A 17,465-nucleotide genomic window follows, 5' to 3' on the forward strand; every position below is an offset into this window, starting at 1 on the left:
ATGAGCGCGCTGTGGAATCAGTGCATGAGCAAGCTGGAAGGAGAATTGCCCCCGCAGCAGTTCAATACCTGGATCAGACCCCTGCAAGCCGTCGAAAATGGTTCGGAGTTGAAACTCTTGGCTCCCAACCGTTTTGTGCTCGATTGGGTAAAGCAGCATTTTATCGGCAAGATCGAAGAAGTTCTATCTGACCAAAAGATCCAGCCGCCACCCCATGTCGTTCTGGAAATCGGCACGCGAAAGCAGCAGGAAGCGTCTCCCGTCGCGCCGGCGATCAAGAGGCCGGCCGGTGTCAAGAAAGGCCTTCCCAACAATCTCAACACGGCTTTTACCTTCGATAATTTCGTCGAGGGCAAATCCAACCAGTTGGCCAAGGCCGCGTCGATTCAAGTGGCGCAGAACGTCGGACGGGCCTACAACCCCCTCTTTATTTACGGCGGTGTGGGTCTGGGGAAGACCCATCTTATGCACGCTATCGGAAATGAAATTCTAAGGGCGAACTCCTCGGCAAACATCGTCTATTTGCATTCGGAGCGCTTCGTTTCCGACATGGTCAAGGCCTTGCAGCATAATGCGATCGGCGCCTTCAAGGAGTATTACCGGACGGTCGATGCCTTGTTGATCGACGATATTCAGTTTTTTGCCGGCAAGGAACGCTCCCAGGAGGAGTTCTTTCACACATTTAACAGCCTTCTGGAAAACAAGCATCAGGTGGTCCTGACCTGCGACCGCTATCCCAAGGAAATCAAAGGCCTAGAGGAACGGTTAAAGTCGCGTTTCGGGTGGGGGCTTCCGGTGGCCATCGAGCCGCCGGATCTGGAAACCCGCGTGGCCATCCTGATGAGCAAAGCGCAGCACGCCGGCGCCGATCTGTCGCCGGAAGTGGCTTTCTTCATCGGTAAGCGAATTCGCTCGAACATTCGCGAACTGGAAGGCGCTTTGCGGCGCGTCATCGCCAATGCTCACTTCACCGGTAAGCCGATTACGCTGGAGTTTGCGAAAGAGGCCTTGCGCGATTTAATCGCGCTTCAGGACCGGATGATCAACGTCGAGAACATCCAGAAGACGGTTGCGGAATACTACAAGATCCGGGTGGCCGATCTCTTGGCCAACAAACGCACCCGCTCGGTGACGCGTCCTCGTCAAATCGCCATGGCATTGGCCAAGGAGCTGACCAATCACAGTTTGCCGGAAATCGGGCAGCAGTTCGGCGGACGGGACCACACCACGGTCTTGCACGCCTGCCGCAAGGTTCAGGAGTTAAAGGAAAGCGACAGCAAATTCGCCGAAGACTACTCGAATCTCATGCGCACATTATCGAACTAGACTTGATGGATCGGCAGTTTGAGAAGTCGGCTTTTTTCGTTCAACGAGTTCCGCATCAACATATGACCTTACTATGAAGTTCACCATAAGCCGGGAGAATTTGCTGACGCCCTTGCAACAGGTTGTCGGCGTCATCGAGCGACGCCAAACCTTGCCCATTCTGTCCAACGTTCTTTTGAAGCTGTCCGATGAGGCTTTGGAGTTGACGGGCACGGATTTGGAAGTGCAGTTGGTCACCAAGGCCGTGGTTGAAGGCAGCGATTCGGGTTCGGTTACGGTGCCGGCGCGTAAGTTCTTGGATATTTGCCGCCTTTTACCGGAAAAAAGCGTGGTGAACATCGATTGCCGGCAGGAGAAATTCGTTATCCAGTGCGGGTCCAGCCGATTCAACCTGAGTACTCTACCCGCGGAAAACTATCCGGAATTCGATGCGGGAACACCGGAGATAGAGGTCTCCATTCCGCGCAATTGCTTGAGACGCGCGCTCGAAAAGACCCTCTTTGCTATGGCGCAACAGGATGTCCGTTATTATCTGAACGGATTATTGCTGGATTTGGGCGGCCAAGTGCTGCGGGCGGTTTCTTCCGACGGACACCGTCTCGCTTTTTTTGAGCAGTCGCTGGAAAGTGGTCCGGAGCAAGGCCGGCAGATCATCGTTCCGAGAAAAGGCGTTCTGGAATTGAATCGGTTGTTGGGCGAAGGCGAGGAACCGGTAACAGTTCAAGTTGCACCGAACAATCTGCGTGTCGATTTGGGGACGCTCAGCTTTGCGGCCAAGCTGATCGAAGGGAGGTTTCCCGACTATCAGCGTGTCATGCCACGCGAGCTGACGCGAGTCATTTTGGTAGACAAGGCTGCTTTCAAAGGGGCTTTGACGCGCGTCTCGGTATTGTCGAACGAGAAGTACCGGGGCGTTAGCATGGAAGTGAGCGAAGACGGCAATATGTGCCTCAAGGCCCAGAATCCTGAGCATGAAGAGGCGGAAGAAAGGTTCGCCGTCGAACTGGAAGGCAAGGATATTTCGGTCGGTTTCAATGCGTCTTATCTTTTGGACGCTATCAACAACGTGGATTCCGATAACGTTAAATTGTCGTTCACCGAGAGTGCCAACAGCTGCCTAATCGAGGATTGCGAGGATACGCAGTTCAAATTCATCGTTATGCCCATGCGTCTGTAGCGTGGGGCATTTTTCGCTAGCCGGATATGGCGCGATTACGGGCTGATCCGTGCCTCAAGTCGTGGATGAGCGAGGACGCGTATGAGTCTGGTCAAGATTGAGGCCCATGATGTACGCAACATTGAATCCGCTGCGCTAGAGCCATCCCCGCGCCTCAACTTCATCATCGGACCCAATGCCAGCGGAAAGACCTCCTTGCTCGAGGCGGTTTATTTGTTGGGGCGAGCGCGTTCGTTTCGTACGCCCCAAATCAGTCAGGCGATCCGCTTTGGGCGAAGCGGATTAATGGTGACCGGAAAAGTTACGAGCGATACCGGCCACACGATTCCGATCGGAATTCGCATCGCTCGCGATGAGCGGGAGATCCATCTTTCGGGCAGGAAGATCCAATCCAGTGCCGAACTGATCCGTACATTTCCGGTCCTCGTCATTCAGCCTTCGAGCGGCGCTTTATTGGAGGGCGCTCCGAAGCATCGCCGCCAATTTCTCGACTGGGGAGTGTTTCACTTTGAAGAGTCGTATCTCGATTGCTGGCGACGCTACGCCAAGGCGTTGAGCCAGCGCAATATCCTGCTGCGGGAAAGGCGACTTCGCGACATTGAGCTATGGAACCGGGAGCTTGCGCGGTACGGTACAATAATACATGGTGCGCGCGAACGCTATACGGAGAGGCTTATGCCCTATTTTTTTCAAGCTGCCGCGCAGTTTTTTGCGGGCGTTAGGCTTGATTTGCACGTGCAATCGGGGTGGAACAGGAACAAGACTCTGGAAGCGGCGTTGCAGGAGGATGTCGCCTCGGACATTCGCCTCGGACATACTCAATCGGGTCCCCACAAAGCCGACTTCTCCATCGTGCTGGACGGTCGTTCGGCAAAAGCGTATCTCTCCCGCGGTCAAATGAAACTTTTGGTTTACGCGCTTTTGCTGGCCCAGTCCCTTCTGATGGAAGAGAGCGCCGGCATGAGTGCGTGCGTGCTGGTTGATGACGTGGCGTCCGAATTGGACGAAAACAACAAGAATAGACTTCTCGGTTTTTTGAAGGAGCGGCGCACCCAGTTTTTCATTACCGCCACCACGGAGGAAATGATCAAAGAGGCCATCAACGACGCCGCTGTGTTCCACGTGGAACATGGGCAAGTAAAGCAAGCGTGAATTAAGAAATGAGCATGACCAAACTCGCGAAAGATTATGACAGCTCCGCCATTAAGGTCCTGAAAGGTCTTGATGCCGTCCGCAAACGCCCTGGTATGTACATCGGCGATACCGATGACGGTTCGGGGCTTCACCATATGGTATTCGAGGTCGTGGATAATTCGATCGACGAAGCCTTGGCCGGCCACTGCAAGACGGTCCGAGTTATCGTCCACAGCGACGAATCTGTGACCGTGACGGACGATGGCCGAGGAATTCCCGTCGACATCCACGAAGAAGAGGGACGCTCTGCCGCCGAGGTTATCATGACCGTCCTGCATGCCGGAGGAAAATTCGACGACAATGCCTATAAAGTTTCCGGTGGGCTTCACGGTGTCGGCGTATCCGTCGTAAACGCATTGTCTGAGCATCTGGTCCTGGAAATTCAGCGCGGGGGCAAGCGTTACCGACAGGAGTATCGTGACGGCGTGCCGCAGGCTCCGCTGTCCGCTGTCGGCGATGCGAACGGGACCGGCACGACCATCCGCTTCAAGCCCAGCCCCATCATTTTCACCAATATCGAGTTTCATTACGAAGTTCTGGCCAAGCGCCTCCGTGAACTGTCGTTCCTGAATTCCGGAGTTCGGATTTCTCTGGAGGACGAGCGTACGGGGAAGAGCGATGTCTTCGAGTTCGAGGGCGGTATACGCGCCTTTGTCGAACATCTCAACAAGAACAAGACGCCGCTTTTCGATAAGGTGTTCTACTTCCAAACGGAAAAGGACGGTACCGGGGTCGAGGTCGCCATGCAATGGAACGACTCGTACCAGGAAAACATTTTCTGTTTCACTAACAACATCCCGCAGCGAGACGGCGGGACCCATCTCGCGGGCTTCCGCGCTGCGCTTACGCGGACCCTCAATCAATACATCGAAGATCAAGGCTTGCTGAAAAAGCAGAAGATCGCCACCTCGGGCGACGATGCGCGGGAAGGGTTGACGGCGGTACTCTCGGTAAAGGTTCCAGATCCCAAGTTTTCGTCCCAGACTAAGGACAAGCTCGTCTCGTCTGAGGTCAAGCCAGTGGTCGAATCGGCCATGGGTGAAAAGTTTCAGGAATTTCTGCTGGAAAATCCGCCGGTCGCCCGCCTGATCGCAAATAAGATGATCGATGCCGCTCGTGCGCGGGAGGCGGCTCGTAAAGCCAGGGAAATGACGCGAAGGAAAACTGCGCTGGATATCGCGGGACTTCCCGGCAAGCTGGCCGACTGCCAGGAGCGCGATCCGACTTTGTCGGAACTGTTCATTGTCGAGGGCGACTCTGCGGGTGGCTCGGCCAAGCAGGGTCGAGACCGCCGCACGCAGGCGATACTTCCGCTCAAGGGCAAGATTCTCAATGTGGAGCGGGCTCGGTTCGACAAAATGCTCTCTTCGGAGGAGGTCGGTACCCTGATCACTGCGCTGGGTTGCGGCATCGGGCGGGAGGAATATGACCCGAACAAGCTGCGTTATCATCGCATCATCATCATGACGGATGCTGACATCGACGGATCTCACATACGGACGCTTCTTTTAACTTTCTTCTATCGACAAATGCCGGAACTGATCGAGCGCGGCCATATCTACATCGCTCAACCCCCGCTCTACAAGGTCAAGAAAGGCAAACAGGAGCAGTATGTAAAGGACGATACGGAGCTCGATAACTATTTATTGCAATTGGCGCTCGAAAAGACCCGTCTGCATATCGATGAAACGACACCCCCAATACAAGGGCAGGGGTTGGAGCAGCTCGCGAGGGAATACCTGAATGTTCAGGCCCTGATCGAGCGCCTCGCCCATCGCTATGACGAGAGTTTGCTCAATCTTCTAGTTGAATATCCGGTTTTGGACGCCGCGACGATTGCTGATCGCGCGGCGTGCGAGGCGTGGTTTGCCGGTTTGGTCGCACGGTTGAATGCCCGCGATCGCAGTGCAAGCTTTACTATAGATCTGGATTTTGCGAATCAGGCCGACGGGTTTAGGGCGCATGTCAGCAAGCGGCTGCACGGCGTTCACAAGACCTTCGATATCGGCGCAGGATTTTTCAGCGGCGGCGATTACAAGCGTCTCACCACGTTCGGTCAGAAAGTGGACGGACTATTTGGTGAAAATTCGTTTATCGCCAGTGACGACAAACGGGAGCGCGTGCGGAACTTTAAGGAAGCCTTCCAGTGGATGATGACGGAAGCGAAGAGAGGTCAACATATCCAGCGTTATAAAGGACTTGGCGAGATGAATCCCGAGCAGCTTTGGGAGACGACATTGGATTCGAATACTCGCCGTTTGCTTCAGGTGAAGATCGAGGATGCGATAGCGGCCGACGAGGTCTTTTCGACGCTCATGGGCGATCAGGTCGAGCCACGACGCGATTTTATCGAGAAGAACGCGCTGGAAGTCGCGAACTTGGACGTTTGATGCGGATCGTCTTACTGGCTAGAGATCGGAACCCTTCGGCGGTTCGAAAAGGCTCCTAACCAGGAGCCTTTTTTTTGGGATACTGCAATTACTCATTAGAGCCTCGGAAACATCATTCGAGCGAGCTTGATCCGTCCGAGTTAAACAGTTTGTTCCACGTGGAACATAGAAACGAGTTACCTCGCTTTTCCACCGCACCGATGACCTACGATCACGGTATACTTCTACCAGTTATAATCTTCCGATAAGCCTCGATCGCACCTTCTCGAGCTCTAAAGCACGCTTTATCCGGACCCCATCTGCGGAGAGACAGCCAAATGTTGCCATATCCCTCTATCGATCCAGTGGCTATTAGCATCGGTCCTTTGAAAATTCATTGGTACGGGCTGATGTATGTCATCGGTATCGGCGGTGCATGGTGGCTGGCTCGCCAAAGAGCCAAAGAACCCGGTTTCCCGTGGACCCCAGCTCAGGTGGAGGATCTCATCTTTTATACCGCTCTTGGGCTGGTGATCGGCGGCCGGGTGGGATATATGCTCTTCTATAACTTTCCGGCATTCACTCAAGACCCGTTAATGCTGTTTAGAGTATGGGAAGGCGGTATGGCCTTCCACGGAGGATTGTTGGGAGCGTTAGCGGCAATGTGGATCTTTGCTCGAAAGCAGAAAAGCTCGTTTTTTGCGGTGACCGATTTTGTCGCGCGGTACGTGCCGATCGGACTTTTTACGGGCCGCATCGGGAATTTCATCAATGGCGAGCTTTGGGGAAAACCAACTGATGTGCCTTGGGCGATGGTGTTTCCGGATGCCGGCCCGGAGCCGCGCCATCCTTCCCAGCTCTATGAAGCCTTTCTGGAAGGTATCGTTCTTTTCGTGGCACTACACTTTTTCAGCCGTCGGTCGCCGCCGACAATGGCGGTAAGCGGCTTGTTTCTGCTCCTCTATGGCATGTTCCGCTTCATGGTCGAGTTCGTTCGTCTACCGGACGCTCACATCGGTTACCTGGCCTTCGGCTGGCTCACCATGGGGCAGGTGTTGAGCTTTCCCATGATCATCCTGGGTATCCTGCTTCTCGTTTTGGCCTACCGCCGTCCGATGGCCTCTGGCCTGAGGACTGATGAGTCCTGAAATCGAAGCACCGTACGAAACGGAAGACCGGCTTAAACAACGAAAACGCCAGCCATAATGTCCCATCCCGAAGAGCAATATCTCACTTTACTTCGAAAACTGATAACCGAAGGGGATGAGCGAATCGATCGAACCGGGGTCGGGACGCGCGCTCTGTTCGGCTATACGATGCGATTCGACCTCGCGGCGGGATTCCCGCTGTTCACGACCAAGCAGATTTTTTGGAAGACGGCGTTCAAGGAGCTTTTGTGGATGTTGTCGGGCGGTCGGAATATCCGGGAGCTTCTCGAACAGAACGTGCGTATCTGGACGGATTGGCCCTTGAAAAAATACCGAACTGCGACGGGTGAATCGATAAGCCAAGAGGATTTTGAACGCCGTATCTTGAGCGACGATGAATTCGCCGCCCGCTGGGGCGACTTGGGACCGGTGTATGGGCATCAATGGCGCCGTTGGCGGGATTACGATGGGAAAGAGATCGACCAGGTGCAGCTATTGGTCGATGGACTGAAGAACGATCCGACCTCACGCCGGCTGCTTTTCGAGGGTTGGAACGTGGCCCAGTTGGACGAGATGGCGCTTCCACCCTGCCACAAAACCTATCAATTCTTTGTTAGCCAGGCTACGAACACTTTGTCGGGAGCCTTGATGCAGCGTTCGGCGGATGCCTATCTGGGGCTGGGTTGGAATGTCGCCAATCTAGCCTTGTTGACCCATCTGCTCGCCGATCATTGCGGGTATACGCCTGGAGAGATCGTTTGGTTCGGTTGCGACGTGCATCTATATCGCAATCATATCCCGCAGGCACAGCTTCAGGTAGAGCGACAGCCGCGTCCATTTCCCCGGTTGCACATCAAACGCAAGGCAGCCGATATATTCGGATATCGAATCGAAGATTTCGAAGTGGAGGGCTATGATCCCCATCCCCACATACCGGCCGAAGTGGCGGTTTGAACGCTCCGACGCGGCGGCACGCGCAGCAGGCGAAAACGAATCGATTTAGTTCCGCACTCGGCCGCCGGGCGCCGTTCGGTTTCCAGGCTGTTCAGGCGTCATTTCCTGCCGAGCATTCATCGCGGTGTTGTCTGACAGCGGCAATCTAACTACGAACTCGCTCCCTTTCCCCGGACCGCCGCTCAGGGCCTCGATGCTTCCACCGTGCATTTCGACCAATTTCCGCACCAAAGTCAACCCGATACCGAGCCCGCCTTGAGACCGGTCCAATGAGCGTTCGGCCTGCGTAAATAGATCAAATACGTGCGGCAGGAGTTCGGGCGAAATGCCGATACCGTTGTCCTTTACAGACAATATGAGTTCCCGTGCATTTGGGATCGCCGTTAGCTGAATGTGGCCGCCGTGAGGCGTGTATTTGGCCGCATTATTCAAGAGATTGGTAACTACCTGAACCAGCCTGACCGCATCCCCTCTCAGCAACACCGGTTCCTCGGGAGATGAGATAGAAAGTCGATGCTGTTGGGAATCGATAATGGCTTCGGTAGCTTCGACTGCCCGGTCGATGAGGACGGACAGTTCGATAGGTTCGTTTTTGAGCGTAATCTTGCCGCGGGTGATGCGCGATACATCCAGGAGATCATCGACCAAATGAACCAAATGTTTGACCTGGCGATCGATCATGTCTTTAACCCACAGCAATCGCGAATCGGTCAGATTCAGCAGTCCCATCACCTGAACCGCATTGCGAATGGGAGCCAAGGGATTACGCAATTCGTGGGATAGCATTGCCAGGAATTCGTTCTTGCGCCGATCGGCTTCTTCCAAGGCATCCTGAACCCGGACGAGTTCGTCGATGTCGGAGCAGATTCCGAACCACTTGGTGATGCGACTGCTCGCATCACGAATCGGGCGAGCGCGAACCTGAAACCATTGGTAGGATCCGTCGGTCGAGCGAAGACGATACTTGGTTCGGAACGGCTCACCCGTTGTCACCGCATGCTGCCATTGCAGCCTAGTGCGCTCTTCGTCATCCGGATGTATGGCCGCAACCCATTCGGTGCTTTTCGAATCCGGCGGTAAGCCCGAATACTCATAGAATCGGGGGCTGATATAGTCGATAAACCCGCTCGAATCGCTGGTAAACAGGATATCCGGCACCGTCTCGGCCATGGCGCGGAATCGCGCTTCGCTCTCCCTAAGCGCCGTCTCGGCCCACTTGCGCTCGGTAATATCGCGTATGATTCCTGTGAACTTTGTTTGCCCGCCGATCTGCATCTCGCTGACGGTAAGTTCGGCCGGAAAAATAGAGCCGTTTTTGTGTAGTACATCGACATCCCGACGGATGCAGATGATGGTCTTCGTGCCCGTGGCTAGATAACGTTCGATGAAACTGTCATGGCGTTCGCGGTCTGGCGACGGCATGAGAATTCGAATGTTTTTCCCGATAACTTCAGCAGCGGTATAGCCGAATAGCCTTTCCGCAGCGGCGTTGAAAAGCTCGATGTAGCCGCCGCTGTCCGTGGTGATGATCCCATCGACGGCAGTAGTGATAATGCTTTGGAGACGTTCTTCACTGAATTTTAGGGCTGCGGTACGTTCTTCGATTCTCCTTTCCAACTGCTCGTACGCTTCATGCAGCGCCGACTCGGCCGCTTCCCGCCGCTGGATTTCCGCCTCCAGTCGGGCGTTCTTTTCCAACAAATCGGCAGTACGAGCGGCGACTTGATTCTCCAGATCATCTAGCACCTGCTCCAACCGTTCCTTGGTTTCCCGTTTCTCCATTAAAGTCGCCACGAAATTGGCGGTGTTGAGGATATAGGGAGCATAAGGCGTGAACGCCTGCAGGTTTGCGATTCTGAGGATGAGAAAGCCGAACAGCGTCGTGTTCGTGCGCAACGGGATACACTCATGCCCGGCATCGGGAATGGCGCCACAGCGTTTAAGTCCAATGGACGGTGTGGTGTTCGTACAATGATCGCACGTAGAGAGGCCGGCACCTTTCCGCTGTTCGGATACGAATGATCCACAAAAGCAAAAGTGGACATTCTCGACCCCGGGGATGTCACGCAATGCGCGGCAAAGGAAAGCGGCCTGCTCTTCCCTTGCGGACAAAATCCCGAGCGTTTGTTGCACGATCAGCAGTTTCCCCAATATTTCGGGCTGCGGCTGAAGAACGACCGTTACCGGACTCGTCATAACGCTGTTTCCACCTTCAGGTGGATGATGGGGCCAACTCAAGCTCAGGCAGGAGCGCGGAGTATGCAAGGCAAAGCCGAAAAAATGACCGTGCGCTAAGGGTAACGATCATCTTGAAGCCCGGAGCCGGGACAGATATTGCTCGGGTGCTTCGTAATAGGGGTTGTGCAGAATTTGCCCCTGAACGATCATCAGAGGATGCACCCTTAGAATTTCGTACAGATTGGCACCGCCCAGTCGGTTGGCATCGTACTGGCAAATGATGCTGCTAAAAGGGACCTCGTTTACAACGATGTTGAGCATCGACTCGTATTCGAACCACCGCTCCAGCCCAGGATGCTCGTTGCTGGTCCAGCCGGTTTCACCAGTGGCGCGTATTCCCAAAAAGCCTTCATCGATACTCTGCCGATACATCGACCGCCAGGTGTCGATCATCCGTTCCGGCAGAAAGGCCCCGTCGGGGCAATACGTCTTTTCAGCTTGGCTCAAAATGAACTGGCCCGGCCGGAGATGCTCGGGTAAATTAATGCCCAGTCTAGCGATATACTGTTCGAGTTCGTCGCCCGATGACACATCCGCCAGATAGGCGACCTTTTCTCCGGATACCAGACCGCTCTCCACGAATTGCGCCATCGTGCGGGAATGCTCTTCTTCATCGGTGTAGATGTAGCAGAGGTGACTGCCTGAAGGGAGATGCTGATCGGTGAAGCCGAACGCCGCATCCTTTTTTTGCGCGTAACACATAAGCTTTTTCAGGAAATTTCTGTCCGATCTAAATCAATGCTAACCCAAGTCATTTGTCAGAAAAAGACCGCGACCATTTTGTACGTACCGAAGTCGAATAGAGCGAATAACCAACTGAGACAGAGTTGACACCGGAAAGCGCCTATATGTTCCCCACCGCGATCGCCCTTTGTGCTCATTCTTCGAACCGTAGCCAGACCGGGGGCGAACCATGAACAACCCGATCTTCGAACCTTACGCATTAGGGCCTTATAAACTGAAGAACCGCATGGTCATGGCGCCGCTGACGCGTTCGCGGGCCGGGCAGCCCGGAAATGTTCCCACCGATCTGAACGCACTTTACTATGCGCAACGCGCATCCGCAGGGCTCATCATTTCCGAGGCTACGCAAGTCTCGCAGCAAGGCCAAGGATACGCGTGGACGCCCGGCATACATAGGCCGGATCAGGTCGTCGGTTGGCGTTCGGTTGCGGAAGCCGTACATCGAGCCGGCGGCCTTATTTTTATGCAGCTATGGCACGTGGGCCGCATTTCTCACCCTGCCTTGCAGCCGGATGGGCAGCTTCCGGTCGCGCCTTCAGCGATTCGGCCATCGGGTACGGCCTTCATCGTCAACGAGCGAGGGGAAGGCGAAATGGTTCCGTTCGTCACTCCCAGAGCGATGGCTATCGAGGAAATGCCCTATATCGTGAAGCAATATGCGCACGGTGCGAGCAATGCCCTCCACGCAGGTTTGGATGGCGTCGAGATCCACGCCGCCAACGGCTACCTGTTGGACCAATTTCTCAACACAAGTTCCAACCACCGCACCGATGAGTACGGCGGACCGGTGGAAAACCGCGCCCGGCTGCTAATGGAAGTGGTGGCGGCCGTCTGTCGGGTATGGGGACCGCAGCGTGTCGGTGTCCGTTTGTCGCCGCTGGGCAGTTTCAACGATATGGGTGATGACGACCCGGAAGCGCTTTTCCGTCACGTCGCGGAACAGTTAAACCGCTTCAATCTCGCTTATCTTCACATTGTCGAGCCAGAAATGGCCCGCGATCCTGCCTCCCCGTCGTTTGATCCGCGGGGACCGGCGATGATGAAGCTGATCCGCGCCAAATACAGCGGTACTCTGATCGTTTGCGGCGGATACGATTACCGCAAGGCTGTCGCGTGTCTTGAGGAAGGGCGGGCGGATTTGGTGGCGTTCGGACGCTTGTTCATCGCCAATCCCGACCTCCCGGAGCGCTTTCGACAGAATGCCGAGCTGAACCCGCCGGATGAATCGACTTACTACGGCGGTGGCGCCAAAGGGTATGTGGATTACCCGACGCTCAAGCAGCTAAGAGGGGAAGAACCGATGACCGCGATCGGCACAGCGGAGAAAAGCTGAGTGATGAAAATTTCTCTTATCGTCGCCATGGGCGAAAACCGGGTGATCGGCGTGGATAACCGGATGCCCTGGCATTTGTCCGCGGACCTCAAGCGTTTCAAACAGATCACCATGGGAAAGCCTTTGGTCATGGGTCGCCGGACTCACGAGTCCATCGGTCGGCCGCTACCGGGCCGGAAAAATATCGTGCTTACTTCCGATCGGGCGTACGTCGCACCGGGCTGTGTGGTGGTGCATACGCTGAGGGATGCACTCGGCGAGGCGGACGCCGACGAAGTCATGGTCATCGGCGGTTCATCTTTGTATGAGACATTATTGCCGAAGGCGGATCGGCTTTATCTCACGCTCATTCACCGCGAGTTCGTGGGAGATACCTTCTTTCCGGAATTCGAATGGAAGGAATGGTCTGAAATTGAGCGCCTCGACGTGACGGACGATCCGGACAGCGGCCTGAGCTACAGTTTCTTGGTGCTCGAAAGGAAAGCACCGTAATCCGAGCGACGAGGGCGTTTGATCGAGTTCTCTTCCTGCATTTTCGCAGAAAGAGTTCTCGGCTCGCGCCTAGCCTTTTTCTCGCTGCCAGTGCCCGGATTTTCCGCCCGCTTTCTCGAGCAGGCGAACCGACTGAATCGTCATTCCGCGATCCACCGCCTTGCACATGTCGTAGATGGTGAGGAGCGCCACTTGCACCGCGGTCAGCGCTTCCATTTCGACTCCGGTTTGCCCGACGGTTTTGACGGTGGCTTCGCAGCGCACACGGTGGCGCTCCGGCTCCGGTTCGAGGATCACGTCCACACTCGTGATCGCGATCGGATGGCATAGCGGGATCAGCTCCGAGGTCTTCTTGCTGGCCATGATGCCGGCGATACGGGCGATACCCAGCACATCGCCTTTTTTGTGGCCGCCTTGCAGGATCAACGCCAGGGTTTCGGAACGCATCTCGATATAACCTTCGGCGATCGCCACCCGTTGCGTGGCCGATTTGCCGCCGACGTCGACCATATGGGCGGCGCCCGATTCATTGAAATGAGTAAGCTTGCTCATGCTACGGTAGTCTAAAGCCAAGATGACGCTATTATAGAGCCGCGATAAGCCAGTTCGGGGGCAAAGAGAGAATCATGAGTCAAGCCATAGCCGATTTATTCAGACGAATCACTTGTGGTGTCTACGTGATCGGTGTCGCCGTCGGCGAACGCCACAACGCCTTCACCGCAGCCTGGGTTATGCCCGTATCCTTCGACCCTTTGCTTTTGGCGTTGAGCATCAATCCCCGTCATTCCTCCTATGAACTGCTCAAGCAAGGGAAATCGTTTTCGGTGAACGTGCTGAGCCGGGAGCAGATGGATGTGGCGAGACATTTCGGAAGTCCGGCCAGCACCGATAAACTCGCTTCGGTGGCCTGGCGGAGAGGGCGCGACGGTACGCCGCTATTGGTGGATGCCCTAGCCTGGTTCGAGTGCGAGTTAACCGGAGAATGCCCGGCCGGAGATCATGTGTTGGCGCTTGGCCGGGTAATTAATGGAGCTTTGCTGAAGCCGGATGCAGCACCCCTGACGTACCGGGAGACCGGCGATATGGATGGCGCGGCGGCGATTTTTCCGGATCGTTTTTCCTGAAATGACGCCGCGCGCCCGGACATCAGTAATTCAAAAAGAGGCTGACCGACAATACATGGCTGATTCGGTCGGGAGCCTCGGCTCTCCGGATATATTGATTCATGTAGCCGATTTCGGTCCTGATTTCTTTATTGACGTTGTAGCCCAATCCTACGAAGAGCCGGTTCTGATCAAGCCCATCATCCCCGCTCCAGTCGGCTTTGTTGATTCTGACAAACACCTCTTCCCAGCCCACCAGGCTGAAGTCCGGTGCGAAGTCGAGCGGGACCGAAAGTTTTACGAATTGCCGGAAGCGCCAGCCGACATCGCTGCCGGTTTCGGCGAAGCGCTGCTCTAGCCGGGATCGGCTGGTGAAAGTGCCGAACGAAGTAGGCTGTGTCCACAGGAATTGCTGCCAGATACGATTTTCGTCGAAGCGCCGCCCGGTAAACGGCCGATCGGTGAAAATCCAGGCATAGCCCAGCCACACGCTTGCATTGTCGTTGAGCGCGTAACCCAGCGCGGGCCTCACCATGCTTTGTGACAAGCGGGAAGTATCCTCGCCGAAACGCCCCTGGCCTTCCAGCCAATAGCGGAAGCTTTTGAACTTCGGATCGATAACCCCGAAGCCGCCGACGGCGGTGACATTGCCCCAGGTTTGGAAATCTTCGAGCGATTCGGCTGAGGTAACGTGCGGCCCGGACAAAAAAATTGCCGGCAACAGCCAGCGGAGGCGCTGATTCGATCGGTATTTCATCGTCTACCCTGTCTCTTGAAAGCAAGTCGGGTATTATCGGGTCAAAACTATCTGCGTCAACCCGTTTTCGCGACGACCTACGGCTTGGTCAGACGTTCCTCCGCTTCCCGATATTTTTCGGCCGTTTTGGTAATCACTTCAGGCGGCAAATGAGGGGCGGGAGGCTGTTTGTTCCAGGACAGAGTTTCCAAATAATCCCGTACGAATTGTTTGTCGAAGCTGGGCGGGCTGATGCCGACCCGGTACTGATCCACCGGCCAGAAACGGGACGAATCCGGAGTCAGCGCCTCGTCGATGAGATAGAGCTGGCCGGCATTATCCAGGCCGAATTCGAATTTGGTGTCGGCAATGATGATGCCCCGATCGAGGGCGTAGGCCGCCGCTTCGGTGTAAAGCTTAAGGCTGATGCGTCTGATTTGTTCCGCCAAATCTTTTCCGATCAGTTCGACGGTTTTCTCGAAACTGATATTTTCGTCGTGGCTGCCGAATTCCGCCTTGGTCGACGGTGTGAAAATGGCCTCAGGCAGTTTCTCCGCAAGCTGCAATCCCGGCGGTAGCGCGATACCGCAAACCGCTCCGTTCTTTTGATAATCCTTCCAGCCCGAGCCGATCAGATAACCGCGTACGACGGCTTCCACCGGAAGGGGCTTGAGTTTCTTGACGACGATTCCCCGCCCTTCTACCTGGGCGCGTTCGGCGGGATCGGAAATGACCCGATCCAGCGTCAGGCCGGACAAATGGTTGGGGACGATATGCTTAAGCCTTCCGAACCAGAAATTGGAAACCGAGGTGAGTACCCTGCCTTTTCCGGGAATGGGATCGGGCAGAATGCAATCGAACGCGGACAGGCGGTCGGTCGTGACGATCAACATGTGATCGTCGTCGATGTCATAAATGTCGCGGACTTTGCCGCGGCCGCGGAGGCTCAAGCTTTTCAGCGAGCTTTCGTATAGGGTGTCCGGGGCGTTCATCATTCCTCTTCGGCAACTGTGGTTGAAACGGACTATGGTCAAGACCCGATCGGCGTCTTGGCAGGCCGTAAAGCACGGACTGCGCCAACGTTGTGGGCTTTATGAATAACCGCCAATCATGTAACTTTGTGGCTTTCACTGCAAGAATAAAAGACCCTTTCAATCATGACTTGGCTCGGCAAGGTCGTCGGCGGGACGTTCGGTTTGTTCATGGGTGGACCGTTATTCGCTATTCTGGGCGCTGCCCTGGGGCACCAGTTCGACCGGGTCATGGGCAATGTCGGTCTGCTGCAAACGGATTTCGTTCCCGGTACGCAGAGTCGCGTGCAGATGGTCTTTTTCACCGTCACCTTTTCGGTGGTGGGGCACATCGCCAAAGCCGACGGACGGGTGTCGGAAGCCGAAATCAAATCCACCCGGGCCATCATGGATAGGATGGGGCTTTCGGAGGACATGCGCAAAACGGCCATCCGGCTGTTTAACGAAGGTAAGCGCGCCGATTTCCCGCTGGATGACACTTTGGATCAATTTCGAAGCGAGTGTCGCCGCCGATCTTCGCTGCTGCGCCTGTTTATCGAGTTGCAGCTGGAGGCGGCCTATGCCGATGGCGTCCTTCATTCAGCGGAGGAACAGCTGCTGCTCCGAATCTGCGACCGGCTTCAGTTTTCCCGCTTCGAGTTTCATGCCATCAAGGCCCGCATGGAAGCGGAACTGCGCTTTGCCCGCACGGGGAGCCAGTACTCTCAGTGGCGCCGAGAACGAGCCGCGGGCGCGCGCCGACCGTCGGCCGCCGATGCCTATGCCGTTCTGGGCATCACCCCGTCGGCCAGCGACCAAGAAATCAGGCGTGCTTACCGGAGGCTGATGAGCCAGCACCATCCCGACAAATTGGTCGCCAACGGCTTGCCCGAGGAAATGGTCAAACTAGCCACCGAAAAAACCCAGCAAATCAGGAGCGCTTATGACGTTATCGCCAAGGCACGCAAGTTCTGAGCGCTCGCGGCACTTTTCAAACACGTTCTGAGAGGACACGTCATGCCATCTTTCGACATCGTATCGGAAGTCAATCTGCACGAAGTGAGCAATGCGGTCGACCAGGCCAACCGCGAAGTCGGCACACGCTTCGATTTCAAGGGTTCCGACGCCCGTTACGATCTCGCGGAAGCCGTCGTGACCCTGCACGCGCAGACCGAATTTCAGCTTCAGCAAATGATGGACATCCTGCACACCAAGTTGGCCAAGCGCGGGGTCGACATCGCCTGTCTCAAAATCGATCCGCCTCTGGTTTCCGGCAAGGAGGCGCGTCAGACCGTGACCTTGCGCCAAGGGATCGATTCGACGCTGGCCAAGACTATCGTCAAGCTGATCAAGGACAGCAAACTGAAAGTGCAGGCCGCGATTCAGGGCGAACAGGTCCGGGTGACGGGCAAGAAGAGAGACGATCTGCAAGATGTCATCGCATTGCTGCGCGAGGCCAAGCTGGAGTTGCCGTTGCAGTACGTCAATTTCCGGGATTGAGCGGTTTCGGCGTGGCACGGGGACCGCTCCCGCAGTATTCAGCGCTTGTATGCCAGGTGCGGTCGTGCCCAATTCTGATATGTGTGCGAGTGAATCTGCGGTTGTTACCGACCAGCAAGGCCGCCTTCCGACGCGTTTCGT

General features: G+C 55.5%; 17 protein-coding genes. 12 read left to right on the forward strand and 5 right to left on the reverse strand.

What is annotated here, in order from left to right; translation table 11 throughout:
* The 6 genes from dnaA (at window position 1) to thyA (ending at window position 8,168) form a co-directional block, all read left to right on the forward strand.
* On the forward strand, window positions 1-1,326 hold the full coding sequence (dnaA, locus tag ACWJJK_RS00005) for a chromosomal replication initiator protein DnaA (RefSeq protein ID WP_086134437.1): 1,326 nt from the start codon (window positions 1-3) through the stop codon (window positions 1,324-1,326).
* Window positions 1,327-1,399: 73 nt separating this feature from the next.
* Window positions 1,400-2,503: a DNA polymerase III subunit beta gene (dnaN, locus tag ACWJJK_RS00010; RefSeq protein ID WP_156879928.1), complete on the forward strand. Its 1,104-nt coding sequence runs from the start codon at window positions 1,400-1,402 to the stop codon at window positions 2,501-2,503.
* Window positions 2,504-2,584: 81 nt separating this feature from the next.
* On the forward strand, window positions 2,585-3,655 hold the full coding sequence (gene recF / locus ACWJJK_RS00015) for a DNA replication/repair protein RecF (RefSeq protein ID WP_156879929.1): 1,071 nt from the start codon (window positions 2,585-2,587) through the stop codon (window positions 3,653-3,655).
* Between the two features lie 14 nt (window positions 3,656-3,669).
* Window positions 3,670-6,087 (forward strand): DNA topoisomerase (ATP-hydrolyzing) subunit B, encoded by a 2,418-nt coding sequence (gene gyrB, locus ACWJJK_RS00020; RefSeq protein WP_077728344.1) that lies wholly within the window; start codon window positions 3,670-3,672, stop codon window positions 6,085-6,087.
* A gap of 317 nt (window positions 6,088-6,404) precedes the next feature.
* The gene (lgt, locus tag ACWJJK_RS00025) at window positions 6,405-7,214 is read left to right on the forward strand and encodes a prolipoprotein diacylglyceryl transferase (RefSeq protein WP_086134434.1); all 810 of its coding nucleotides are present in this window, start codon (window positions 6,405-6,407) and stop codon (window positions 7,212-7,214) included.
* 57 nt (window positions 7,215-7,271) lie between these two features.
* Window positions 7,272-8,168: a thymidylate synthase gene (gene thyA, locus ACWJJK_RS00030; RefSeq protein ID WP_077728208.1), complete on the forward strand. Its 897-nt coding sequence runs from the start codon at window positions 7,272-7,274 to the stop codon at window positions 8,166-8,168.
* A 45-nt stretch (window positions 8,169-8,213) separates the two neighbouring features.
* Here thyA and ACWJJK_RS00035 read toward each other — a convergent pair whose 3' ends face one another.
* On the reverse strand, window positions 8,214-10,064 hold the full coding sequence (locus tag ACWJJK_RS00035; protein WP_168183835.1) for a PAS domain S-box protein: 1,851 nt from the start codon (window positions 10,062-10,064) through the stop codon (window positions 8,214-8,216).
* 141 nt (window positions 10,065-10,205) lie between these two features.
* On the opposite strand from ACWJJK_RS00035, the gene ACWJJK_RS00040 reads away from it, so the two are divergent.
* A complete protein-coding gene (locus ACWJJK_RS00040) occupies window positions 10,206-10,463 on the forward strand; it encodes a hypothetical protein (protein ID WP_166642461.1) in 258 nt (85 codons plus the stop codon).
* Window positions 10,464-10,472: 9 nt separating this feature from the next.
* Here the strand turns inward: ACWJJK_RS00040 and ACWJJK_RS00045 are convergent, their stop codons facing one another.
* Entirely contained in the window at window positions 10,473-11,108 is a 636-nt protein-coding gene (locus ACWJJK_RS00045; protein WP_077728206.1) for an MEDS domain-containing protein, read from the reverse strand.
* A 211-nt stretch (window positions 11,109-11,319) separates the two neighbouring features.
* On the opposite strand from ACWJJK_RS00045, the gene ACWJJK_RS00050 reads away from it, so the two are divergent.
* Together ACWJJK_RS00050 and ACWJJK_RS00055 are read left to right on the forward strand one after the other, a co-directional pair.
* Complete coding sequence (locus ACWJJK_RS00050; RefSeq protein ID WP_156879930.1) at window positions 11,320-12,483, forward strand: alkene reductase; 1,164 nt, start codon at window positions 11,320-11,322, stop codon at window positions 12,481-12,483.
* 3 nt (window positions 12,484-12,486) lie between these two features.
* Window positions 12,487-12,975 (forward strand): dihydrofolate reductase, encoded by a 489-nt coding sequence (locus ACWJJK_RS00055; protein ID WP_077728204.1) that lies wholly within the window; start codon window positions 12,487-12,489, stop codon window positions 12,973-12,975.
* Window positions 12,976-13,044: 69 nt separating this feature from the next.
* Here ACWJJK_RS00055 and moaC read toward each other — a convergent pair whose 3' ends face one another.
* Window positions 13,045-13,527: a cyclic pyranopterin monophosphate synthase MoaC gene (gene moaC / locus ACWJJK_RS00060; protein WP_133716383.1), complete on the reverse strand. Its 483-nt coding sequence runs from the start codon at window positions 13,525-13,527 to the stop codon at window positions 13,045-13,047.
* 74 nt (window positions 13,528-13,601) lie between these two features.
* Here moaC and ACWJJK_RS00065 point away from each other — a divergent pair, with 74 nt between their 5' ends.
* Window positions 13,602-14,099, forward strand: a complete 498-nt coding sequence (locus ACWJJK_RS00065) for a flavin reductase family protein (RefSeq protein WP_454128522.1) — start codon at window positions 13,602-13,604, stop codon at window positions 14,097-14,099.
* 22 nt (window positions 14,100-14,121) lie between these two features.
* Here ACWJJK_RS00065 and ACWJJK_RS00070 read toward each other — a convergent pair whose 3' ends face one another.
* Complete coding sequence (locus ACWJJK_RS00070) at window positions 14,122-14,835, reverse strand: DUF2490 domain-containing protein (RefSeq protein WP_454128523.1); 714 nt, start codon at window positions 14,833-14,835, stop codon at window positions 14,122-14,124.
* A gap of 77 nt (window positions 14,836-14,912) precedes the next feature.
* Window positions 14,913-15,806, reverse strand: coding sequence for a phosphoribosylaminoimidazolesuccinocarboxamide synthase (locus ACWJJK_RS00075; RefSeq protein ID WP_077728343.1), 894 nt, complete (start codon window positions 15,804-15,806; stop codon window positions 14,913-14,915).
* A gap of 165 nt (window positions 15,807-15,971) precedes the next feature.
* Between ACWJJK_RS00075 and djlA the strand changes: the two genes are divergently transcribed.
* Together djlA and ACWJJK_RS00085 are read left to right on the forward strand one after the other, a co-directional pair.
* Window positions 15,972-16,799 carry a co-chaperone DjlA gene (djlA, locus tag ACWJJK_RS00080; RefSeq protein WP_156879933.1) on the forward strand — a complete coding sequence of 276 codons (828 nt, stop codon included), beginning with the start codon at window positions 15,972-15,974 and terminating at the stop codon, window positions 16,797-16,799.
* Between the two features lie 42 nt (window positions 16,800-16,841).
* Complete coding sequence (locus ACWJJK_RS00085) at window positions 16,842-17,324, forward strand: YajQ family cyclic di-GMP-binding protein (protein WP_156879934.1); 483 nt, start codon at window positions 16,842-16,844, stop codon at window positions 17,322-17,324.
* Window positions 17,325-17,465: the final 141 nt, after the last annotated feature.

The organism is Methylocaldum gracile (assembly GCF_053646815.1).